Origin of the sequence: Sphingobium sp. AS12 (genome assembly GCF_019097845.1) — a bacterium.
Taxonomy (GTDB): Bacteria; Pseudomonadota; Alphaproteobacteria; order Sphingomonadales; family Sphingomonadaceae; genus Sphingobium.
In genome coordinates, this window is sequence record NZ_JAHRGM010000001.1 from 300216 (window position 1) to 322119 (window position 21904).

Annotated in this window: 23 protein-coding genes and 2 tRNA genes; 7 read left to right on the top strand and 18 right to left on the bottom strand. The window is 64.3% G+C overall.

What is annotated here, in order from left to right:
- Positions 1–61: 61 nt before the first annotated feature.
- Positions 62–778, top strand: coding sequence for a serine O-acetyltransferase EpsC (epsC, locus tag KRZ98_RS01505; protein WP_217671914.1), 717 nt, complete (start codon positions 62–64; stop codon positions 776–778).
- Positions 778–1116 carry a DUF2794 domain-containing protein gene (locus KRZ98_RS01510; RefSeq protein ID WP_217671915.1) on the top strand — a complete coding sequence of 113 codons (339 nt, stop codon included), beginning with the start codon at positions 778–780 and terminating at the stop codon, positions 1114–1116. Before epsC ends, KRZ98_RS01510 begins: the two co-directional genes overlap by 1 nt.
- A gap of 41 nt (positions 1117–1157) precedes the next feature.
- Here the strand turns inward: KRZ98_RS01510 and KRZ98_RS01515 are convergent, their stop codons facing one another.
- Positions 1158–2216, bottom strand: coding sequence for a hypothetical protein (locus KRZ98_RS01515; protein WP_217671916.1), 1059 nt, complete (start codon positions 2214–2216; stop codon positions 1158–1160).
- A 138-nt stretch (positions 2217–2354) separates the two neighbouring features.
- Here KRZ98_RS01515 and KRZ98_RS01520 point away from each other — a divergent pair, with 138 nt between their 5' ends.
- Entirely contained in the window at positions 2355–3284 is a 930-nt protein-coding gene (locus KRZ98_RS01520; protein ID WP_217671918.1) for a nitronate monooxygenase family protein, read from the top strand.
- Positions 3285–3458: 174 nt separating this feature from the next.
- Here the strand turns inward: KRZ98_RS01520 and KRZ98_RS01525 are convergent, their stop codons facing one another.
- Both KRZ98_RS01525 and KRZ98_RS01530 read right to left on the bottom strand, forming a co-directional pair.
- The gene (locus KRZ98_RS01525) at positions 3459–4337 is read right to left on the bottom strand and encodes an alpha/beta fold hydrolase (protein WP_217671920.1); all 879 of its coding nucleotides are present in this window, start codon (positions 4335–4337) and stop codon (positions 3459–3461) included.
- Positions 4338–4415: 78 nt separating this feature from the next.
- The gene (locus tag KRZ98_RS01530) at positions 4416–6377 is read right to left on the bottom strand and encodes a PAS domain-containing sensor histidine kinase (protein ID WP_217671921.1); all 1962 of its coding nucleotides are present in this window, start codon (positions 6375–6377) and stop codon (positions 4416–4418) included.
- A gap of 176 nt (positions 6378–6553) precedes the next feature.
- Here KRZ98_RS01530 and KRZ98_RS01535 point away from each other — a divergent pair, with 176 nt between their 5' ends.
- On the top strand, positions 6554–7468 hold the full coding sequence (locus KRZ98_RS01535; protein ID WP_217671923.1) for a sugar kinase: 915 nt from the start codon (positions 6554–6556) through the stop codon (positions 7466–7468).
- 19 nt (positions 7469–7487) lie between these two features.
- On the opposite strand, the gene KRZ98_RS01540 is transcribed toward KRZ98_RS01535, so the two are convergent.
- The 10 genes from KRZ98_RS01540 to cyoA form a co-directional block, all read right to left on the bottom strand.
- Complete coding sequence (locus KRZ98_RS01540) at positions 7488–7781, bottom strand: type II toxin-antitoxin system RelE/ParE family toxin (RefSeq protein ID WP_217671925.1); 294 nt, start codon at positions 7779–7781, stop codon at positions 7488–7490.
- Between the two features lie 8 nt (positions 7782–7789).
- Positions 7790–8023, bottom strand: a complete 234-nt coding sequence (locus KRZ98_RS01545; protein WP_217671926.1) for a type II toxin-antitoxin system ParD family antitoxin — start codon at positions 8021–8023, stop codon at positions 7790–7792.
- A gap of 149 nt (positions 8024–8172) precedes the next feature.
- Positions 8173–8246 (bottom strand) — tRNA-Gly (locus tag KRZ98_RS01550).
- 35 nt (positions 8247–8281) lie between these two features.
- Positions 8282–8815 carry a response regulator transcription factor gene (locus KRZ98_RS01555; RefSeq protein WP_217671928.1) on the bottom strand — a complete coding sequence of 178 codons (534 nt, stop codon included), beginning with the start codon at positions 8813–8815 and terminating at the stop codon, positions 8282–8284.
- Positions 8805–10130, bottom strand: coding sequence for an ATP-binding protein (locus KRZ98_RS01560; RefSeq protein ID WP_217671930.1), 1326 nt, complete (start codon positions 10128–10130; stop codon positions 8805–8807). Before KRZ98_RS01560 ends, KRZ98_RS01555 begins: the two co-directional genes overlap by 11 nt.
- Entirely contained in the window at positions 10127–10825 is a 699-nt protein-coding gene (locus tag KRZ98_RS01565) for an SURF1 family protein (RefSeq protein ID WP_217671931.1), read from the bottom strand. The genes KRZ98_RS01560 and KRZ98_RS01565 overlap by 4 nt, the downstream gene beginning before the upstream one ends.
- On the bottom strand, positions 10822–11184 hold the full coding sequence (gene cyoD / locus KRZ98_RS01570; protein ID WP_217671932.1) for a cytochrome o ubiquinol oxidase subunit IV: 363 nt from the start codon (positions 11182–11184) through the stop codon (positions 10822–10824). The genes KRZ98_RS01565 and cyoD overlap by 4 nt, the downstream gene beginning before the upstream one ends.
- Positions 11181–11825, bottom strand: coding sequence for a cytochrome o ubiquinol oxidase subunit III (gene cyoC, locus KRZ98_RS01575; RefSeq protein ID WP_217671933.1), 645 nt, complete (start codon positions 11823–11825; stop codon positions 11181–11183). Before cyoC ends, cyoD begins: the two co-directional genes overlap by 4 nt.
- Before the next feature lie 5 nt (positions 11826–11830).
- Positions 11831–13849: a cytochrome o ubiquinol oxidase subunit I gene (gene cyoB / locus KRZ98_RS01580; protein ID WP_217671934.1), complete on the bottom strand. Its 2019-nt coding sequence runs from the start codon at positions 13847–13849 to the stop codon at positions 11831–11833.
- Between the two features lie 144 nt (positions 13850–13993).
- A complete protein-coding gene (cyoA, locus tag KRZ98_RS01585; RefSeq protein ID WP_217671935.1) occupies positions 13994–15124 on the bottom strand; it encodes a ubiquinol oxidase subunit II in 1131 nt (376 codons plus the stop codon).
- Between the two features lie 164 nt (positions 15125–15288).
- Between cyoA and KRZ98_RS01590 the strand changes: the two genes are divergently transcribed.
- Positions 15289–16623 (top strand): MFS transporter, encoded by a 1335-nt coding sequence (locus KRZ98_RS01590; RefSeq protein ID WP_217671936.1) that lies wholly within the window; start codon positions 15289–15291, stop codon positions 16621–16623.
- On the opposite strand, the gene KRZ98_RS01595 is transcribed toward KRZ98_RS01590, so the two are convergent.
- Together KRZ98_RS01595 and KRZ98_RS01600 are read right to left on the bottom strand one after the other, a co-directional pair.
- Entirely contained in the window at positions 16620–17465 is an 846-nt protein-coding gene (locus KRZ98_RS01595; RefSeq protein WP_217671937.1) for a glycosyltransferase family A protein, read from the bottom strand. The genes KRZ98_RS01590 and KRZ98_RS01595 overlap by 4 nt on opposite strands.
- A gap of 5 nt (positions 17466–17470) precedes the next feature.
- The gene (locus tag KRZ98_RS01600) at positions 17471–18742 is read right to left on the bottom strand and encodes an ammonium transporter (protein WP_217671938.1); all 1272 of its coding nucleotides are present in this window, start codon (positions 18740–18742) and stop codon (positions 17471–17473) included.
- 109 nt (positions 18743–18851) lie between these two features.
- Between KRZ98_RS01600 and KRZ98_RS01605 the strand changes: the two genes are divergently transcribed.
- Positions 18852–19553, top strand: a complete 702-nt coding sequence (locus tag KRZ98_RS01605; RefSeq protein WP_217671939.1) for an NAD-dependent deacylase — start codon at positions 18852–18854, stop codon at positions 19551–19553.
- Positions 19554–19750: 197 nt separating this feature from the next.
- On the opposite strand, the gene KRZ98_RS01610 is transcribed toward KRZ98_RS01605, so the two are convergent.
- The 3 genes from KRZ98_RS01610 to KRZ98_RS01620 all read right to left on the bottom strand — a co-directional run bounded on the left by KRZ98_RS01610 (position 19751) and on the right by KRZ98_RS01620 (position 21677).
- Positions 19751–20779: a FecR domain-containing protein gene (locus KRZ98_RS01610; RefSeq protein ID WP_217671940.1), complete on the bottom strand. Its 1029-nt coding sequence runs from the start codon at positions 20777–20779 to the stop codon at positions 19751–19753.
- Entirely contained in the window at positions 20697–21302 is a 606-nt protein-coding gene (locus tag KRZ98_RS01615; RefSeq protein WP_217671941.1) for an RNA polymerase sigma factor, read from the bottom strand. The genes KRZ98_RS01610 and KRZ98_RS01615 overlap by 83 nt, the downstream gene beginning before the upstream one ends.
- 177 nt (positions 21303–21479) lie before the next feature.
- Positions 21480–21677: a hypothetical protein gene (locus tag KRZ98_RS01620; RefSeq protein WP_217671942.1), complete on the bottom strand. Its 198-nt coding sequence runs from the start codon at positions 21675–21677 to the stop codon at positions 21480–21482.
- Positions 21678–21804: 127 nt separating this feature from the next.
- Between KRZ98_RS01620 and KRZ98_RS01625 the strand changes: the two genes are divergently transcribed.
- Positions 21805–21889: transfer RNA gene (locus KRZ98_RS01625), tRNA-Leu, on the top strand.
- Positions 21890–21904 lie beyond the last annotated feature (15 nt).

The following is a 21904-nucleotide window of genomic DNA, read 5'->3' on the forward strand; positions in this document are numbered from 1 at the left end:
GTTGAGGTCGATTTTGCAACAGCGGCGTGCGGACAGGCGCGCCCCGTTCGGGAACATGTGGATGGTGCGCAACCTCATTGCCTATCTTGATTCGGTCAAGTCGCGCGATCCCGCGCCCCGATCGAGAGCGGAAATCCTGCTTTATCCAGGCATTTGGTCGCTGGCGTTCCACCGGGTGGCGCATCGGCTCTACCGGGCGCGGCTCTTTTTCCTGGCGCGGGCGGTCAATCATTTGTCGCGCTTCCTGACCGGGAACGACATTCATCCGGGTGCCAAAATCGGCAAGCGTTTCTTCATCGACCATGGTTTTACCGTGGTCGGCGAGACGGCGGAGATTGGCGACGATGTCACGCTGTACCAAAATGTGACACTGGGCGGGACCGATCCGGCCAATGGGATTGCGGGCAAGCGACACCCGACGCTGGGCAATGGTGTCATCGTCGGGTCAGGCGCCCAGGTGCTGGGGCCGGTGACGGTCGGCGCGCGGGCGCGGGTCGGGGCCAATGCGGTGGTGACCAAGGATGTGGCCGAGGGCGCGACGATGGTGGGCATCCCGGCGCGCGCGATGCTGGTCGACGTGACCGCCTATCAGCGTGACTTCATGCCCTATGGCACCCCCTGCACCGATTGTTTCGACCCGGAAAAGCAGAAGCTGGAACTGCTCCAGTGCGAGGTCGAGCAGTTGCAGAAGCGGCTGGCCGAGCTGATCGCGGAACAGCAGCGGCCAAAGCTGCCCGATGATGAGACGTCGCTGTTCAAGGAACGTGGCCGGGCCTGATGTCCAATGTGACGCCGTTTCCCAAGGATGGAGCGGGGCAGGTCGGGTTCGACCGGCTGGAATTGCAGCGGATCATGGACCTGTATGGTCGGATGGTGTCGGCCGGGCACTGGCGCGACTATGCGATGGATATGGGGCGGGAGGCCGCGATTTTCAGCGCATTCCGCCGCGCCGCCGAACGCCCCGAATATCGCATCGAAAAGCGCCCGGCGCTACGCAACCGGCAGGGCATGTGGGCGCTGGTCGGCGAAGGTGGTCATATATTGAAGCGGGGCCAGGAGTTGCAGAACATCCTGGCCCCGGTCGAGCGCAAATTGTTGCGGATCGTCGAGGGGTAGTCGTCACCACCCGTTCACCACTTCCTTCGCGAGCGTCCCCATCAGGCCGGTGCGCGGTCCAGATAGGGCAGCTTGTCGGTCAGGACCGGGGGCAGGCCGCTGACCACCAGCGTGCGGGCATGGTGCCAGAGCGCCGACAGCAGCAGCAGCGAAGAGCCGATCACCAGCGCGGTGAATGCGGCGGACAGTTCGACCGCGCCCGCCTGCTTGAACAGGGCGTAGAGGGCGAACAGGACATAAGCGAGGCTGGAGACCAGCAGCGCGCGCCGGTCGATCGCCAGGGCAACCAGGCCAAAGGCGACATAGAGGGCGATCACCATCACGGCCTTGGCCACGCTGATGTCATCGCCGTCGAACACGCCCAGCAGATGGAACAGCGAATGGGCGATCATCGGCGCGGCGGTCAGATGCAGCCAGAAGGCGACGTCCGACCGGCGGGTGATGCGGCTGCGGTCGGACATATCCCACCACATGGCGAAGGCGAAGATGGTCAGACCTCCCGCGAGCAGCAGGAGGAAAGGCAGTGTCTGATTGAAAGGCACTGCCGCAATGATGAGGCTGGCGACGACGAGCGCCGCTGCGCCTGCGCCCGCCGCCACGGTGATCGGCACCATGAAGCGCCGCCAGTGCGCGAACGCCGCCAAGGCGCTGAACGCGGCCACGCCCGACAGGATCAGCGCGCCGCCGCGATGCCCTGCATCGGGGAAGAATTGCGCTGCCAACGCGCCAAGCGAAAAGGCGACACCGCCGACAAAGCCTGCCAGCAGCAGGATGGAGGGCAGCGCCATGCGCCGCTGGCGGGTGAAATATTCGGCCAGCCCCCAGCTGGTCGCTGCGACCAGCAGGCCCGACATGAGCGAGGGATGATGTTCCGCCGCGCCCAGCCGCACACTGTTGCCCAGCCAGCCGACCGCGACCAGCAGGATGACGCCAGCGATCGAAACGAAAATATCGTTGAAGCCGGTCAGCAGGCGGAAGGATTCTTCATCCACCACCGGGCTGGACCGCAACCGGGCGACATGGTCGCGCAGCGCCTGCGCACTTTGTGCCGGGATCACCCCGGCCGCTACGGCATCCTGTAGATCGCTCTCGCTATACATCGTCCAGCTCCAACGGACTGTTGATTATGTCCCTTCATACCACGACTGTATTATATCATCAACACAGTAGATTTGGCCTTTTTCTGCGGCCCGGCGAATGATAGCGCGGATTGCGAACAGATATGGAGAGCCGCGATCATGACCCTGCCGACATCGCTTCAAGGCCGTTTGTCGTTGCCGCTGATCGGATCGCCCATGTTCATCATATCGCAGCCAGACCTGGTCATCGCTCAGTGCCGCGCGGGCATTGTCGGCGCTTTCCCCTCGCTCAATGCCCGGCCTTCGGGTGTGTTTGAAAGCTGGCTGCAACGGCTTCAGGCGGAACTGACCGACAAGGATGCCCCCTTTGCCGTCAACCTGATCGTCCACAAGACCAATCCCCGGCTGGAGGAGGATCTGGCGCTGTGCGTCAAATATCGCGTGCCGATCATCATCACGTCGCTCGGCGCGCAGGAAAAGGTGAATGAGGCGATCCACAGCTATGGCGGGATCGTGCTGCATGACATCATCAACGACCGCTTCGCGCGCAAGGCGATAGAGAAGGGCGCGGACGGGCTGATCGCAGTCGCGGCCGGGGCGGGTGGCCATGCCGGGACGCTCTCGCCCTTCGCTTTGGTGCAGGAAATTCGCCAATGGTTCGACGGGCCGCTGGCCCTGTCCGGCTCGATCGCCACCGGCCGCTCGATCGCGGCGGCGCGGATGATGGGGGCGGACCTGGCCTATATGGGATCACCCTTCATCGCCACGAGCGAGGCCAATGCCGACGCCGCCTACAAGCAGATGATCGTCGAAGCCCATGCCGACGACATCGTCTATTCCGACGTGTTCACCGGCGTCCACGGCAATTATCTGCGCCCCAGCATCGTCGCGGCGGGCATGGATCCGGACGCGCTGCCCAAGGCGGCGGACATGGATTTCGCCAGCGCCATGACCGACAAGAAGGCCTGGCGCGATGTGTGGGGATGCGGGCAGGGGATCGGCGCGGTTACGAAGGTGCAGCCTGCTGGCGCGTTCATCGCGGGGTTGAAGGCGGAATATGACGCGGCGGTGGCGGGGTTTGTGGCGTAGGCTGCCGACGACTTTGTCAGCCTCCCAACACCGTTCGCCCTGAGCCTGTCGAAGCCTGTCCTGAGCGCCTGCCTTGACAGGCGGTCGAAGGGGGCCGTCCTTCTTGAAGGGAAGAACAAGGCTTCGACAAGCTCAGCCCGAACGGAGGTTGGTTTGGCTATCTGATGGGTAAACTCACAAAAAGGCGCGCAATTCCGCGATGAAGCGCGCAAACTGGTCGTGGTGAAGCCAGTGGCCCGCATCGGCAAATTCGACCAGGCGGGCGTTGGTGAAGTGGGCGGCGCGGCCGTCCTTGACCGGGTTGGAGGCCCAGCTGTCCAGCCCCAGGCATAGCAAGGTCGGCGCGGTGATCTGCGCCCAGAAAGCGGGAAGGCTGTCGTCCGATCCGGCCTGCGGCGCCATGCCGTTGAGATAGGGGTCGAATTTCCAGCTATAGCTGCCATCTTCATTGCGGTTGACGCCGTGCATCGTCAGGTGCAGCGCCTGTTCGAGGGAGAGATGTTCGTTGCGTTCGTGCATCCGCCCGACCGCCGCCTCGATCGTGGGATAGCGTTTGGGGGTGCGGCGGGCGCTGGCGCGGCGGGTTTCGATCCAGGCGCGCCAGGCGTCCGGGGCCGTCTCCTCCGCCTTTTCCTGGAGCCGGTCGGGGGACAGGCCCAGCCCTTCGATCGCGACGATCTTGTGCACCTTGTCAGGGAACAGCCCGGCAAAGCGCAGCGCGATCGAGCCGCCCAGCGAATGGGCGACGATCGTCACCGGCGACCGGTCCAGCAGGTCCACCAGCTGCGCCAGATCATAGACATAGTTGGTCATCATATAGGCGCCGTCGGCGGACCAGCCGCTGTCGCCATGGCCGCGCAGGTCGGGGGCGACGACATGATAATCCTTCGCCAGCGCGCGCGCCGTCCAGTCCCAGCTGCGCCCATGGTCGAACCCGCCATGGATCAGGATCAGCGTGGGTGCGGACGGATTGCCCCAGTCGAGATAATGGAGCCGGGTGCGCAGCGACGTGAAGAAATGCGATGTCGGGGTGGGCGCAAACGGCGTGTCCATGTAATCCTGCGATTTTGTTGGAATATTTGCCCCATTGGCGATGTGCAGGCCGCTGGCAAGCCCCTATCGGCAAAAGCGTCAATCGCCGCCCGGCGCAATGGTAGCATGGACAGTCCTGTCGGCGGCGCGCGAGGCCCGGCTGGCCTTGACGATCCGGGCGAGTTCGGCCTGTTTGAACGGCTTGTCGAGGCGCGGGCGGGCGCTGGCGTGGGGGGGCAGTTCGGCAAAGCCGGTGATGATGATGACGGGCAGGCCAGGAAAACAGGCCTCTATCGCGTCGGCCAGTTGCGCGCCGGTCATGCCGGGCATCGCATGGTCGGTCACCACCAGATCGACCGCGCCCTGTTCCAGCAGGCGCAGCGCGTCGACGGCATTGCTGGCCTGAAACACGGTATGGCCCAGATCCTCCAGCATCCCTGCCGTGTTCATCAGCACCAGATCATCATCATCGACCGCCAGGATGACGAGCGGCGTGTCTAGGCCATCCACCGCCTCGCTGCGCGCCGGGGCGGCCTCGACCGCATCGGCGCTGGCGACGGGCAGCCACAGGGCGACGCTGGTGCCGACCCCGACCTCGCTCGACAGGGTCAGCGATCCTCCGCATTGCTGGGCAAAGCCATGGACCATCGACAGGCCAAGCCCGGTGCCCTTGCCCACGCCCTTAGTGGTGAAAAAGGGTTCGCGCGCGCGTTGCAGCGTCGCTTCGTCCATCCCTTCGCCAGCGTCAGTAACGGCAAGGCGGATATACGCGCCTGCTGCCAGATCGGGCCGCTCGCCGCTATCGACCGTGATTTCCGCCGCCTCGACAATGATCAGCCCGCCACCCGGCATCGCGTCGCGGGCGTTGACCGCCAGGTTCAGCAGCGCGAGTTCCAGCTGCGTGGGATCGGCATGGGCGGCGGCCAAGGCGAGGGGGAAGCGGGTTTCGATAGTGATTCCGGACCCGAGCGTCGTCTGGAGCAGGTCGGCCATGTCGCGCACCAGCCCGATGCAATCGACGCTTTGCAGTTTCAGTTCCTGCTTGCGGGCAAAGGCCAGCATCCGTTGCGTCAGCGTCGCGCCGCGTTCTGCCGCAGCCATCGCATTGTCGAGATAGCGGCTAATGTCCGCGCCGCTGCCCATGCGTTGCCGCGCCAGATCGAGACTGCCGACGATTACCGCCAGCAGATTGTTGAAATCATGCGCGACCCCGCCGGTCAGCTTGCCGATCGCGTCCATCTTCTGCGTCTGGATGATGGCATCGCGCGCCTCGTCCAGCGCGCGTTGCGATTCGCGCCGTTCGGTGAGGTCGCGGGTGATCTTGGCAAAGCCCAGCAATTGCCCTTGCGGGTCACGGATCGGATCGATCACGACATTAGCCCAGAAACGGGTGCCGTCCTTGCGGATGCGCCAGCCTTCGGCCTCGAACCGCCCCTCGGTTTCAGCGGTGTGGAGCGCGCGGGAGGGGAGGCCGGCCATCCGGTCGTCCTCACTATAGAAGCAGGCGAAATTTTGCCCGACAATCTCGTCGGCGCGATAGCCCTTGAAGCGTTCGGCCCCCCGGTTCCAGCTCGTCACCGTGCCGATGGGGTCCAGCATATAGATGGCATAGTCGGTGACGCTCTCCACCAGCAGGCGGAAGCGTTCCTCGCTGTGGCGCAGCGCTTCGCGTGCGGCGCGCTGTTCGGTGAGGTCGCGGGTGATCTTGGCAAAACCCAGCAATTGCCCTTGCGGATCACGGATCGGATCGATGACGACGCTGGCCCAGAAATGCGTGTCGTCCTTGCGCACGCGCCAGCCCTCCGCCTCGAACCGGCCGTCATGGTCGGCGGTGTAGAGGGCGAGGGCGGGTACGCCGCTCGCCTGATCCTCCGCCGTGTAGAAGCGGGAAAAATGCTGGCCGATAATCTCGTCCGCCTCATAGCCCTTGAACCGGCGCGCACCCGCGTTCCAGCTGACGACGATCCCGGTGGGATCGATCATGTAGATCGCGTAATCGGTGACGCTCTGGACCAGAAGTTCAAAGCGGTTGTCGGGACTTTCAGGCGCAGCGCTAATCATGAATTCCCCGAAGGCGGACGTCGGTTGAAACAGTTGCGTCCTTGCCTAAAAGGCAAAACACTGTCGTTACCCAAATGTTCCCCAATTGATGCAAAACGGGACTTCGTACGGCGGACGGCTTGACTTGCGCGCGGTCACTCCGCACGAAACCGGTGTCATAAGGAGCGGGATGCAGCATGAACAGCGTAGCAAAGGCGAATGTCACGGTCATCGGTGAAGCGATGCTGGAACTGAGCCGGGGAAGCGGCGACAGCTGGAACCTGCGCTATGGCGGCGATGTCATCAACACCGCGATCCACCTGGCGCGATCGGGCGACACGGTGCGGCTGGCCAGCGCCCTGGGTGCGGACCCGATGAGCGCGGACCTGTGCGCGGCGTGGGAGGCGGAAGGGGTCGACACCAGCCTGGTGCTGCGCGCGGCTGACCGGTTGCCGGGCCTCTACGCGATCGAGACCGACGCGACCGGGGAGCGCAGCTTCCATTACTGGCGCGGCGAGGCAGCGGCGCGGCGGATGTTCGACCTGCCCGGCAGCGCGGAGATGGTGGCGCAGGCGTCGCAATCCGACCTGCTCTATTTCTCGCTGATCACGCTCGCCATCCTGCCGGACGCAGGGCGGGAGGCGTTGCTGGACCTGTGCGCGAGGGTGCGGGTCAATGGCGGCAAGGTCGCCTTCGACGGCAATTATCGCGCCCGGCTGTGGAGCGACGCGGCGACCGCCTGCCACTGGCGCGACCGGGCGATTGCCGTGAGCGACATGGGCCTGCCGACGCTGGCGGACGAGGTGGAGATGGGCGCAGCCGACGACGCACAGGACGCCGCCGCCCGCTGGGGCGCGGGAGAGGGGCGCGAAGTGGTGGTGAAGCTGGGCGGCGATGGCTGCCTGGTCGATGGCACCATCGTGCCGATCCCGCAAAGGGTGCCGGTGATCGATTCCAGCGGGGCTGGCGATGCGTTCAACGGCGGCTATCTCCACGCGCGGCTGGCAGGCGCGACGCCGGTGGACGCGGCGCTGGCGGGGCATCGGCTGGCGGGCTGGAATATCGGCCGGCGGGGTGCGATCCCGGCGCGGGACGGGGATGCGCCTTATTGAGGGGCGATGCAGGTTTAGCCTACTCCCCATCCAGCCAGTCCTCACGGCCATGGCGGACGCGCAGGATGAGGATGCCGCCATCGGGCTGCTCATCATAGAAGATGAGGTGAGACTGGAACCGGCGCGCACGCACGGGCGGATTGATTTCGTGGCGCAGGCGGGCGGATTTGGGATGTTCGGCAAGAAACGTAAAGCAGTTGATCAGCCCGTCGCGATAGGCGAGCGCCTGTTCAATCCCGAATGTTTCGATGCTGTAGGCTGCGATGTCAGCGAGGTCGCGTTCCGCCGCTTTCGACAGCGTATAGGAAGGCATCAATATCCCTACGCGCGCGCCGCTGCGTCAGCGAAAATATCGTCCACATTGCGCGGGCTGATGCCGCTGGCCCTGCCTTCGTCAACAAGCGCCTGCATGTGCGCAATCTTCATGGCGCGCTCCTGGTCCCGGCGGATCAGGTCGCGCACATAGTCGCTGGCGTTGCTGTAACGCCCGGTTTCCGCCTGACCTTCGACCCAATGCTTCATGGGGTCCGGCAGGGATATGTTCATCGTCGCCACAAGCCGCTCCTCTTGCGTCCCAATTTGCAGAAATTGACAAAGATTGTCAATTTTCCGGATTAAGGTCTGCTCTACCGGGTGCAGGCGCAAACATCCTATGGCTGGACGAGGAAGCCGCGACGTAGGGCGCTCAGGAAGTTGGGAGGATTTGGAGCGGGTGAGGGGAATCGAACCCCCGTCGTCAGCTTGGGAAGCTGCTGCTCTACCATTGAGCTACACCCGCGTGCGACCGCCCATTGCCACGGCGGAAAAGTCCCGTCAACCAACCTGGCGCTTGGCGAGTTTGCGGGCGAGGGTGCGGCGGTGCATCCCCAGGCGGCGGGCGGCTTCGGAGATGTTGAACTCGCTGTCCTTCAGCGCTTCGTGGATATGCTCCCACTCCAGCGTCTTGATCGATGTCGGGCGGGGGGCAAGCGGGGTGGCGGTGTCGCCGCCGGACCGGGCGAAGGCGGCTTCGATATCGTCGCTGTTGGACGGTTTGGCGAGGTAATTGGTCGCGCCCAGCTTGATCGCCTCGACCGCCGTGGCGATGCTGGCAAAGCCGGTCAGCACCACGATCAGCATGTCGGGATCATGGGCGTGGAGCGCCTCGACGCAGACCAGCCCCGATTGCCCGCCCAGTTTCAGGTCGACGACGGCGTAGCCCGGATCATGATCGGCCAGCAGCATCGCGACCATTTCCACGCTGTCGGCGATCAGCACGGTGTAGCCGCGCCGTTCGAACGAGCGTTTGAGGGTTTTGGCGAAGGCGTCGTCATCCTCGACAATCATGAGCAGACGGTTATCGGTCATTCCTGTCCTCCTCGATCGCCAGCGTGCCGAGCGGCAGGCGCAGCAGGATCAGCGCGCCGCCGTCCGCGCCATTGCTGGCGCTGACGCTGCCGCCCAGTTTGCGCACCACATTGACGACCAGGAACAGGCCGAGCCCACCGCCCTGCCGCCCCTTGCTGGAGCGATAGGGCTTGCCGAAATCGGCCAGCATGTCGGCGCTAAACCCCGGCCCATTGTCGCGCACGGCGATGTTGAGCCACTGGCTGTCGCGCCCGACCAGCAGGTCTATATAGGTCGCGCCCGCCTCCCGCGCATTGTCGAGCAGGTTGGTGATCGCCTGGCGGATGACGGGATCGGCGACGATGCGGGGATAGTCGTGCGGGCCGAAGTCGCAGCGCAGCGGCATCCCCGGATTGGCGGTGCGCCAGCCCTGCGCCATGGAGTCGATGAAGGCGCGGACATTGGTGACCTGTGGCGCTTCGCCGCGCGCTTCGCCTGCGGACATCAATATGCCCGACAGGATCGCCTTGCACCGGGTGACGGCGGCCTGCATCTCCTCCACCTCCTCGACCAGCGCCGGATGGGTGGTGATTTCGGGCATGTGCCGCCAGTCGCCCAGCACGACCGCGAGCGAGGATAGGGGGGTGCCAAGCTCGTGGGCTGCCCCGGACGCCAGCAGGCCCATGCGGACGATATGTTCCTCCTCCGCCGCCTGTTGCCGCAATTGCGCCAGATAGGCTTCGCGCGCGGCAAGGTTGCGGGTCACGCGGGTCATGAACAGCACCAGCAGCACCGCGATCATGGTGAAGCAGACCCAGGTACCGATGATGTGGAGGTCGAACAGGCGACCCTCCAGCGTTTCGCTAAGGTCCAGCGGGCGGTAGAAGAAAGCGAGGCCCGCGGCGCACAAGGCGGACACCGCGACGATGCCCCAGACGCTCCACCGATGCAGCAGCACCGCACCCAGCGCGACCTGGAGCAGATAGAGCGAGATGAAGGGATTGGTCGCGCCGCCGCTCATATAGAGTTGGGCGGTGAGCGAGAGGACGTCGAACAGCAGCGCCAGGAAGAGTTCGGCATGGGTGATGTCGGTGCGCCGCCGCAAGATGGCGAGGCTGGCGAGGTTCACCCCCGCCGCGATGCAGGGGACGACCAGCATCCCCGCCATCGGAAGGCGGATGCCCATGCCATAATGGACGATCAGGATGGTGGCGACCTGGCCCGCCAGCGCGATCCAGCGCAACTGCACCAGCAGCGCCATATTCTTGCGCCCGGCGGCGTCGGCGGGCCACTGGCTGGGCAGCCAGCGTGTCGCTATCGGCAGGAGCGCGGTCATGGGCGGCGGCTTTGGCGCATGAGGAGGATATAGGCGCCCGCGGTCATGGCGGCCAGACTGAACCATGTCAGCGCATAGACAAGATGATTGTTGGGGAAGCGGATGACGGTGAGGCCGCCGACGGGCAGGGCGTCGGGCTGCGGCGCGGCATCAGCGTCGATGAAATAATTGGCCGTGGCGGGCAGGGCGCGGGCGGTGGCGATGGCGGCGACGTCGCGCGAATACCAGCGGTCGGCGGCGGGATCGTTGGACCGCAGGAAGCCGCCGCCCGGTTCAGTGAGGCGCAGCAGGCCGGTGACGCGGACGGTGCCGGTCGGGCGGGCGTAGCGGGTGCGGGCGTCGGGCGGCACGAAGCCGCGATTGATGAGCAGGATCGTGCCGTCGGCGCGGCGCAGCGGGGTCAGCACCCAATAGCCGGGGCCGCGCACGGTGGACGCCTGCACCAGCGTGGCGCGATCATGCAGGAAGCTGCCGGTCGCGCTGACGCGGCGATATTCGTCGGCCTGCGTGGCGCTGCCGGGCGCTGCGACCGGCGCGGCGTGGATGCGGGCATCGACGCGGGCGATGAGGTCACGCTTCCACGCCAGCCGCTCGACCTGCCACACGCCCAATGCGCACAGCCCCGCAAACAGCAAGGCTGCGATCAGCGTCAGGCCGACCGGGAAGCCCGCCCGGCCCTGGCGCGGGGATGTCACGGCATCTGGCTCATATCATGCTCCATATGGGGCATCATATTAGCGTTGAGATGATACATGACCCACATGGAGCCGGACAGGGTGATGACCACCAATACCAGCGTGAAGATCAGCGCCATCATCGACCAGCCACCCTCAGACCGGGTGTTCATGTGCAGAAAGTAGATCATGTGAACGACGATCTGCACCACCGCGAACCCCATGATGATGAAGGCAGTAACCTGCGGATTGGCAAAATAGCCAGTCATGACCAGCCAGAAGGGGATGGCGGTCAGCAGCACCGACAGGCCAAAGCCGATCAAATAGCTGCCCATCGTGCCATGGCTGCCTGCGTGGGTGTCGTGATCGTGCGCGCTCATCGCAGCATCCCCATGAGATAGACGAAGGTAAAGACGCCGATCCAGATGACGTCGAGGAAGTGCCAGAACATGGAAAGGCACATCAGGCGGCGCTGGTTGGCGGCGATCAGCCCCTTTTTGCCGACCTGCACCATCAGCGTCACCAGCCAGATGATGCCGAAGGTGACGTGCAGCCCATGGGTGCCGACCAGCGCGAAGAAGGCGGACAGGAAGCCCGACCGCTGCGGCGTCGCGCCTTCATGGATCAGATGCGCAAATTCGTAGAGTTCGATGCTGAGGAACGCCAGGCCGAACAGGCCGGTGATCGCCAGCCAAGCCTGTGTCGCGCCGACCCGGTTCTTCTCCATCGCCAGCATGGCAAAGCCATAGGTGATGGACGAGAAGAGCAGCATCGCGGTGTTGAGCGCGACGAGATTGAGGTTGAACAGATCGCGCGGCCCTGGTCCCGCCGCATAATTGCCGCCCAGCACGGCATAGGTGGCAAACAGGCACGCGAAGATGAGGCAATCGCTCATCAGGTAGATCCAGAAGCCCAGCGCTGTGCTGGACCCTTCGGGATGATGCGGCTCCTCGCCCAGATGGAAGAGGGGCTTGCCGTCATTGTCGAGGAAGGCGGGGTCGATTGCGGATCGTGTGGCCATGATGCTTAGCCCTGTGTTGCGAGCAGCGCGCTGCGCTCGCCCTCGGTACGCTCGACCACATCCTTCGGGATGGTGAAGTCGCGCTTATAGTTGAAGGTATGCCCGATCGCGACGGCCAGGATGGCGATGAAGGACAGGCCCGCCAGCCACCACATGTACCAGATCATCCCGACCGAGAAGGCGACCGACAGGCCCGCAATGATGATGCCGGTGCCGGTGTTGGACGGCATGTGGATGGCGGCATAACCGGTCAGCGGACGCTGATAGCCGCGCTTCTTCATGTCTGCCCAGGCGTCGCCATCATGGATGACGGGGGTGAAGGCGAAATTATAGTCGGGCGGGGGCGAACTGGTCGCCCATTCGAGCGTGCGGCCGTCCCATGGATCGCCCGTGGTGTCGCGCAACTGGTCGCGGTTCTTGATGCTGACTGCGAACTGGATGAACATGCAGGCGATGCCCGCCGCGATCATCACCGCGCCCAGCGCCGCGATCTGGAACCAGATTTGTAAGGATGGGTCATCGAACACGCGCATCCGGCGGGTGACGCCCATCAGGCCCAGCACATAGAGCGGCATGAAGGCGACCCAGAAACCCACGACCCACAGCCAGAAGCTGCGCTTGCCCCATGTGGTTTCCAGCCGGAAGCCGAATGCCTTGGGCCACCAGTAGTTGATCGCCGCGAACAGGCCGAAGAGGACGCCGCCGATGATGACATTGTGGAAATGGGCGATCAGGAACAGCGAGTTGTGCAGCACGAAGTCGGCGGGCGGGACGGCGAGCAGCACCCCGGTCATGCCGCCCACGGTGAAGGTCAGCATGAAGGCGACCGTCCACATCATCGGCAATTCATAGCGGATGCGGCCACGATACATAGTGAAGAGCCAGTTGAAGAGCTTGGCCCCCGTGGGAATCGAGATCACCATCGTCGTGATGCCAAAGAAGCTGTTGACGCTGGCGCCCGATCCCATGGTGAAGAAATGGTGCAGCCAGACCAGATAGCTAAGCAGTGCGATGACGATCGTGGCGTAAACCATCGACGAATAGCCGAACAATCGCTTGGACGAGAAGGTGGAGGTCACCTCGCTGAACACGCCGAACAAGGGCAGGATCAGGATATAGACTTCCGGGTGACCCCAGATCCAGATCAGGTTCACATACATCATGGGGTTGCCGCCCATGTCGTTGGTGAAGAAGGCGGTGCCGACATAACGGTCGAGGCTGAGCAGCGCCAGCACGGCGGTCAGCACCGGGAAGGCGGCGACGATCAGCACGTTGGCGCAGAGCGATGTCCAGGTGAAGATGGGCAGCTTCATCATCGTCATGCCCGGCGCACGCATCTTGACGATGGTCGCGATCAGGTTGACGCCCGATAGCAGCGTGCCGATGCCCGCTATCTGTAGCCCCCAGATATAATAGTCGACCCCGACGCCTGGCGAGTAAGCGATGCCCGACAAAGGCGGGTAAGCGAGCCAGCCGGTGCGGGCAAATTCGCCCACGAACAGCGACATCATGACGATCACGGCACCCGCCGTGGTCATCCAGAAGCTGAAATTATTGAGGAAGGGGAAACTGACGTCACGCGTGCCGATTTGCAGCGGGACGATATAGTTCATGATCCCGGTGATCATCGGCATGGCGACAAAGAAGATCATGATGACGCCATGGGCGGTGAAAATCTGGTCGTAATGATGGGCGTTCAGATAGCCTTCGGACCCGTTGAAGGCCATCGCCTGCTGCAACCGCATCATGATCGCGTCGGCAAAGCCGCGCAGGAACATGATGAGGCCCAGGATCATATACATGATGCCGATGCGCTTATGGTCCACGGTCGTGAACCAGTCATGCCACAACGTCCCCCACAGCCGATATTTGGTGACGAGGCCCAACACCACCGCGCCACCCAGCGCGACCATCAGGAAGGTGCCGACGACGATCGGCTCATGCAGCGGGAGCGAACTCCAGTCGAGCCGACCGAAGATCAGCTTCCAGATGCCGCTATTTTCGGAGGCGGGATGCGGGGACATGGACGTTACGGCCTTGAAAGGGGGGAGGGACGCGAACTGCGAGTGTTCGCTAACAACATCCGTTCGTTTCGAGCGAAGTCGAGAAACGCCGACACGGCGCATGATGTGTCTCGACTACGCTCGACACGAACGGAGGTGGGTTTTCTAGTGCCCATCATGCCCCTCATGATCCTGCTGCCCCGGTGCCTGTTTGCCGCGCTCGGCGGGGGTGCGCTCTGCCGCTGGCGTCATGCCTGCAGGCTGGGCGATCTCGCCCTTCTTGCCGGGTTCGACCGGGTGATAGCCACCCACGTCGATGGTCCCGTCATGGCGCAGGCCAGCGGTGTTGCGGGCCGATTCCTTGCCTGCGCCGCCTTGGCTGTCGGTCATCATGATCGCGTCCATGCAGCGCTTGCCCGGCTGCACGCACATATTGAGCGCGGCGTGGAACAGGCGGGGTTCGACGCTGGCGAAATAGGTCGGCTTCACCTTTTCGCTCGGCTGTTCCAGCTTCACATAGGTGACGCGGTCGAGCGTCTTGCCGCTGGCCTTCACGCGGGCGACCCATTGAGCAAAGCCGCTTTGGTCCATCGCGTGGAATTTGAAGCGCATGTTGGAAAAGCCAGCGCCCGAATAGTTGGCGGAAAAGCCGTCGAAGCTGCCGGGCTTGTTGGCGACTGCGTGCAGGCTGGTCTGCATCCCCGGCATGGCATAGATTTGCCCAGCCAGCGCCGGCACGAAAAAGCTGTTCATGATCGACGCCGAGGTGATCCTGAATTCGATCGGCTGGTCGACCGGCGCGGCCAGTTCATTGACCGTCGCGATGCCAAGCTCAGGGTAGATGAACAGCCATTTCCAGTCGAGCGCGACAACCTCCACCTGCAAGCGCCTGGCGGTCGGATCGACCTTGCGCTGCGCATCCAGCCGCTCGATCGGGCGGTAGGGATCGAGCAGATGGGTGCTGGTCCAGGTGACCGCCCCCAGCGCGATGATGATCAGCAGCGGCGCGGACCAGATCAGCAGTTCCAGGCTGGTCGAATGGTCCCAGTCGGGATCATAATCGGCGGCCTGCGCCTTCGCCCGATATTTCCACGCGAACCAGGCGATAGTCGCCATCACCGGCAGCACGATCAGCAGCATCAGCACGGTCGCGATCAGGATGAGATCGCGTTGTTGCATCGCAACGTCGCCGGACGGGGCCATCACCACCCAGTTGCACGCCCCCAATGGCAGCAGCAGCAGGGGCGCGAATCGGCGCAGAAATGCGCGGCTTTTGGCGGGCGGTCGAGCGATCATGGCCTCCGTCTAGTCAGGAAGTTACCGGGGCGACATTGGACCTTTTGTCCTATCCCTGTGCGACTGCGAAATAGGGCATGGGTCTATTTGACAAGCCGATGATTCGCCGTGCAACGAAGTGCGGCGGACAATCGTTCCCGCAGCATGAAGGCCCGTTCCACGCCATGACATCCGCGACGACAACGCCCAACGAAACGCAGGCGGAACATGACGTGCGCAATCTTCATGCGCAAGGGGCCAAGAAGATCGCGCCCGGCGAGATCGCCATTGGCGTCATCATCGGCCGGACGTCGGAATTTTTCGACTTTTTCGTTTATGCGATCGCATCCTGCATCGTCTTTCCCGCCCATGTCTTTCCCTATCTGTCGCCGCTGATGGGGACGCTCTGGTCCTTCGCCATTTTCGCGCTGGCCTTCGTCACGCGGCCGATCGGGTCGTTCATCTTCATGGCGGTGGATCGCGCCTATGGCCGAGGGGTGAAGCTGACCATCGCCTTGTTCCTGCTCGGCGGATCGACCGCGGCGATCGCGTTCCTACCGGGCTATGCGACGATCGGTCACTGGTCTGCCCTGCTGCTGGCGCTGTTCCGCGCGGGGCAGGGCGTGGCGCTGGGCGGCACATGGGATGGCCTCGCGTCGCTGCTCTCGCTCAACGCGCCGCAGCGCAAGCGCGGTTGGTATGCGATGATGCCGCAACTGGGAGCGCCGCTGGCGTTGATCGTGACGGCGGGGCTGTTCGCTTTCTTCCTCTCCACCTTGTCGCCTGCCGATTTCCTCGACTGGGGCTGGCGCTATCCCTTTTTCGTGGCGTTCGCGATCAATGTGGTCGCGCTGTTCGCCCGGTTGCGCATCGTCGTGACGGAGGAGTTTGCGCGCCTCTACGAGACGCGCGAACTCCAGCCTTCGCCGGTCATCCCGACCATCCGCAGCGAAGGGCGCAACATCGTCATCGGTGCCTTCGCGCCGCTGGCCAGCTTCGCCCTGTTCCACATGGTCACCGTGTTCCCGCTGTCATGGATCGCACTCTATACCGACCAGCCGCTGGAGCGCTTTCTGGTGATCGAGGCGATTGGTGCCTGTGTCGGCGTGCTGGCGATCATTGTGTCCGGCTTTGTCGCGGACATGATTGGCCGCCGCCGGTTGCTCGGCTATTCGGCGGTCGGCATCGGTTTCTTTGCCGTCGCCGCGCCGCTGCTGCTCAATGGCGGCGATCTGGGCGAGGTCGCCTTCATGGTGCTGGGCTTCATCCTGCTGGGCTTGAGCTTCGGCCAGTCGTCGGGCGTGGTCGCCTCCAATTTCCGCACCGCGACCCGCTATACCGGATCGGCGCTGACGTCGGATCTGGCGTGGCTGGTGGGCGCGGGCTTTGCCCCGCTGGTCGCACTGGCGATTTCGGCGGAGTTCGGGCTGGCCGCATCGGGTGCCTATCTGCTGTCGGGTGCAGTGGTCACCGGCTTTGCCTTGTTCGTGAACAAGGAATTGGCGGGCAAGGATCGTTAAACCGCGTTTCGCATCCGGGCCAGTGCCTTGCGATCGAACCAGGCGCTGATGCCGCCGCGCGGGCGGAAGCGGGGGAGCCAGTCGGGGTAGAGGCTGGCGAGGCGCGGGGGCAGGCCGTCCGGTCCCTCTTGGGTCATTATGTCCGACACGATCCGGTTCTGGAAGAAGCGCACCGAATAGTTGATCAGCCTCTTATACTGCATCCGCCAGGTCGATGGGCGGGTAAGGCTGACCTGTTCGCACACAAAGCCCGCGCCTTCGCAGGCGACGATGCGTGTGACATCCCAGCCGCTATCCTTCTGCAAATCATTATGCGCCCAGGCGGCGACCAGTCCATCGTCACCGATCAGATCGTCGGGCAGGCGCAGGCCACGTGCGCGGATCGAGCCGACGAAGCGCCCCGACAGCGCATAGAGATCACCGAACAATCCGCCCTGCGTGCGCAAATCGCGGCGATAGGTGTCCGCCATCCGGCCATTGACCGGCATACCGGCGGCGGCATTGGCATGAGGGTGGGCGGCAAGGTCCGCTACCAAAGCGTCGATCGACCCGGCCTGTATCTCCGCGTCGCCATCCATGAAGATAACGGCTGCCTCATCGCCGGTCAGCAGGCTGTGGACCAGATGGTTCCAGGTGCGCGACTTGCCGCCCACGGCGATGTCGTGGACGATAACGTTGGCGCGTCCGCCCGCCGCTTCCTGCGCCCGCGCCACGGTGGCGTCGGTGGTGCCATTGACCAGCACATGGAATATCGTGTCCGCCCGGTCGAGCGGCAGCGAGCCAAGGCAGGCTGCGATGCGCTTTTCTTCCTGATGGGCGAAGATGGCGACGGCGACGCTCATGGCGTTTAGCGGAAGTCCCAGCCCTGCTGGCCATGCTGGCTGGCGTCTAGGCCGTCGGCTTCCTGCTGCGCGCTGACGCGCAGCGGCACGACCATCGACACGATCAGCGCGGCGATGGCGGTGCCGACCATGGCCCAGAGCACGACGACGGCAAGGCCGATCAACTGGCTGACCAAAGCGGCGCTCAGGCTGACGGGCGTTTCATAGCCGACCCCGCCGAGCAGCGGCAAGACGAAGAGGGGGAGCAGCAGGGTGCCGGTGAGGCCGCCCAGTCCGTGAACGACGAATATGCTGGCCGGATCGTCGATCCAGCGACCCGCCAGCCCACCAATCAGGCGACAGATGATCGCGGCGATGACGCCGATCATCATCGCGCCGCCGGTGCCGACCAGCGCAGCGCTCGCAGAAATGGCGGCGATGCCTACCAGCGCGCCGGACAGGATGCCGGTGGCGCTGCTGCGCGCGCCCAGCAGACGGTCGAGCAAGGCCCAGATCAAGGCGGCCGCGCAGGCGGCAAAATGATAGTTGAGGATCGCGGTCGCGGCATCGTCGGTCGCGCCAAGCGCCCAGCCACCGACCACGCCCGACAGGCCGACCCACAGCAGCGCGCCACCCGCCAGGCTCAACACTGGCGCATGGCCAGGATCGGAGGCTTCGCGCCGCCGCCCGGCAATCAAAGCCAGCGTCAGCGCGGAAAAACCCGCCACGCCATGCACGACCAGCCCACCGGCAAAATCCAGCACGCCAAGGTCCGCCAGCCAGCCACCGCCCCACACCGCATGGGCGACCGGCGCATAGACCAGCAACAGCCAGAGCGGCGCAAAGCCGACCAACCAGCCAAGCCGCGCCCGCTCCGCCACCGCGCCGATCAACAGGCAGGCGGCGATCAGCGCCAGTGCCATCTGGAACAGGACGAAGGCGGATTCAGGGACGGTCATCCCCTCCCGCAACTGCCCCAGATTGGCGAGCAGCAGGTTCGCGCCACCACCCAGCCAGGCGCTGCCCGGTGCATAGGCGATCGAGTAGCCCGCAATGGCCCAAGTCAGCGACACGACCGCCACCACCGCCGCGCCCTGCGTCATCACCGACAAAGCGTTGCGCACATTGACGAGGCCCGCATGGCGCAACATCAGTCCCGGCAGCGCGGCCAGCAGCACCAGCAGCGCGCACAGGATCATCCAGCCGGTGTCGCCACTATCGGCGGCGGCGACCTGCGCAAAGGCAGGCTGCGGCAGCGCGCTGGCGGCGATCAGGGGCAGGGTCAGGACAAAACGCATGGGGCATGTTCCGGCTTTAATAATGGGTCGGGGTCTAGCCCGGACGGGGTAAAGACTTCGATAAGCAGGAGCATGGCGTTGACGCGGCGCATTGGCTAGTTTGGGCGACATGAACCCGGACATACGCAATATCGTCATCCTCACTGGCGCTGGCATTTCCGCCGAAAGCGGGCTTGCCACTTTTCGCGGGCCGGATGGATTGTGGGAGGGGCATCGGGTCGAGGATGTCTGCACGCCGCAAGCCATCGCGCGCAATCCCGCGCTGGTGCATCGTTTCTATGACGAGCGGCGCGAGAAGCTGGACGAGGTCGCGCCCAATGCCGCGCATGAGGCGCTGGCCGCGCTCGACCGGGCATGGCCGGGGGAGTTGCTGATCGTCACGCAGAATGTCGATGACCTGCATGAGCGGGCCGGAGCGAAGCGGTTGATCCATATGCATGGCGCGCTGCGCTCCGCCCTGTGTGCGGGATGCGGGAAGGCGGTGGCATGGACCGGATCGCTGCCGCCCGGATCGGTCTGCGATGGCTGCGGGCGGCCAAAGCTGCGGCCCGACATCGTGTTTTTTGGCGAGATGCCCTATGAGATGGACGCGATCGACGATGCGCTGCGCCGCGCCGACCTGTTCGTGTCGATCGGCACGTCGGGCGCGGTCTATCCTGCGGCAGGCTTCGTCCAGACCGCCCGCCATGTCGGCGCACGAACGCTGGAACTGAATCTCGATCCGTCGGCGGGGAGCACTTATTTCGAGGAAACGCGGCTTGGCCCCGCGAGTGTGCTGGTGCCGGATATGGTGCGGGATTTGTTGGGGTGAGGGCAAAGGGTTAGAAATATATCCGTTCGGGCTGAGCCCTTCGACTGCCCGTCTGCGGCAGGTGCTCAGGATAAACTTCACCGGAGGTGAAGTCGAAGCCGTCCACTGAGCGGAGCGAAGTGGCTTCGCCTGCGGCTCAGCCGAGCCCTTCGACTTCGCTCAGGGCGAACGGATTTAATGTTGGTCAGCCAGCACCATCACAACCCGACCCCATTCTCCACCATGTCCGGCTCATCGTCGCGATAGAGGAGCATGACCGATCCATCCTCGCCGGTCACCGCACGTATGGGGAGGCTGAGTTGCAGGGCGGAGAGGAATTCGCGGCTGTCGCTGATGCGGAAGCGGCCGCCGATGCGCAGCGCTGAAACCCGCGTGTCGCCAATCAGGATCGGCGCGGCGCGGTAGCGGTTGAATTCGCCCGTCGCCTGCTCGATGGTTTCGCCGTCCAGTTCGACCATCTGTTCGCGCCAGGCGGTGCGCTGGCCGACCAGCTTTGGGTCCAGGCGGGTAAGCGCGATGGTGCGTGGCTGGATCACCGCGCCGCTTCCCGCGCTGACGCGCTTTTGGACATTGTCGCCCGAATGTACGGTGACGGTGCCGTGTGTGACGGTCAGTTCGACGATCGACGGGCGCATCCGCACGTTGAAGGCGGTGCCGACCGCGCGGATGACGGCGGACCGCGCTTCGACATCGAACGGGCGTTCCGGGTCGCGCGCGACGTCGAACGACGCTTCGCCCTTCACGATGCGGATCTTGCGACCATTGTCGGTGAAGCGGACTTCCGCCTCGCTGTCGCTGTTGAGGTGCAGGGTCGACCCGTCCTCCAGCGCGATATCGCGAATCTGGCCGATGCCGGTCTGAAAACGTTCCACCCCGCTGAAGGTGCGGACAGTGACGATCGCGGCGACGATGAAGAGCATGACCGCGACGGCGGCGGCGACCATGATGTTGCGCGACAGGCGGCGCTGCTGTTCTTCGCTGACGATCTGCGCCATCGGGGGCAGGGTGACGTCGGCGGCGGCGCTTTTCAGTCGCTCGGCGGCTTCCCATGCGGCTTCGGCACGGGCGAAGGCGACGGCGTGGCTGGGGTCAGCCTCGACCCATTCGCAAATTTCGGCTTCGTCTTGCGGACTGGGGTCGCTGTTAAGCCTGGCCAGCAGGCGCGCTGCTTCCGCTTCGATCGCGGCCCTGGTCCCGCAGCTTGATCCTGGCTCCGACCCCTGCACGTTCGAAATCCGTTTCCTCACGTTCTGCCCAGGCCCGCATAACTATCGCGATGGCTTTGGCCAGATGTTTTTCAACAGTAGAAACGGATAGGGACATCTCCTCCGCTATTTCCAGCATCGATTTTTCGTGGATGCGGCGAAGAATAAAGACGCGGCGACATTGAACAGGCAGCGACTCGACGATGACCTGTACCTGGCGCAGCGCTTCGCGGGCGTGCAATTGCGCCTCTATCGTGTTTTCGCCGCCCAGCAGCTCCAGGTCCGCCATGGTTTCAAAGCTGACCACCTTGTTACGGCGGGCCGTGTCGATGACGAGGTTGCGGGCGATGGTGAAGAGATAGGCCCGGCCCGTCGTCACATTTTCCCAATTTTCCGTGGCATAGGCGCGGGTCATGACTTCGGCGACCATGTCGTCCAGTTCATGGGTGGAGGGCAATATGCGTCGCAAGCGACCGCGCAGCGCGGCTTCCTGTGGCAGGATGACGGTTTTGAACCATTCCAGCTTTGCGCGAACCCTATGCACGTCGACCCCCTATTTTGTCAGCCGCGCCTCTCCGTGATTTTTATTTGTCACAATTCAATCATGCTTGCAGGGGTCTGTCCAGCGGCGGAGCGATCATATTTTAGCGATCAACCAAAAAGGTTCCGCCACCGGACATAAAAACTGTGGATATGTCGCGCTGGAGGCGGAAAATTGCGCTCAGTCCGGCGGCACTTCCGCAGGCGCGCTGTCGGGCTGGTCATAATCGGGGCCGACCGGGGTGATTTCGTCCGGCTCGGTCATCGGCAATTCTTCCGGAGTCGGGGGCGCGGGGGTTTCGGGCGGCGATTGCGGGTCGATGATGTCGGGCGGGGGCACGCCGTCCGGGTTGGGCGTGGGGTCGGGCTGGGTGGCCATGTCTGCCTCTCTCTGCTAGGGGGGTGAACAGGTTACGCATGGGCCATCACGCCGGTTCCGCGACCCGACTCACTATCCCTTGCCCTTGCTCACGCTTTTCTCTATGCCGCGCCGACCGGCGACCGATGCGGGCGTGGCGAAACTGGTAGACGCGCCAGATTTAGGTTCTGGTATCGCAAGATGTGGGGGTTCGAGTCCCTTCGCCCGCACCAGTATGCCGCCCGCGG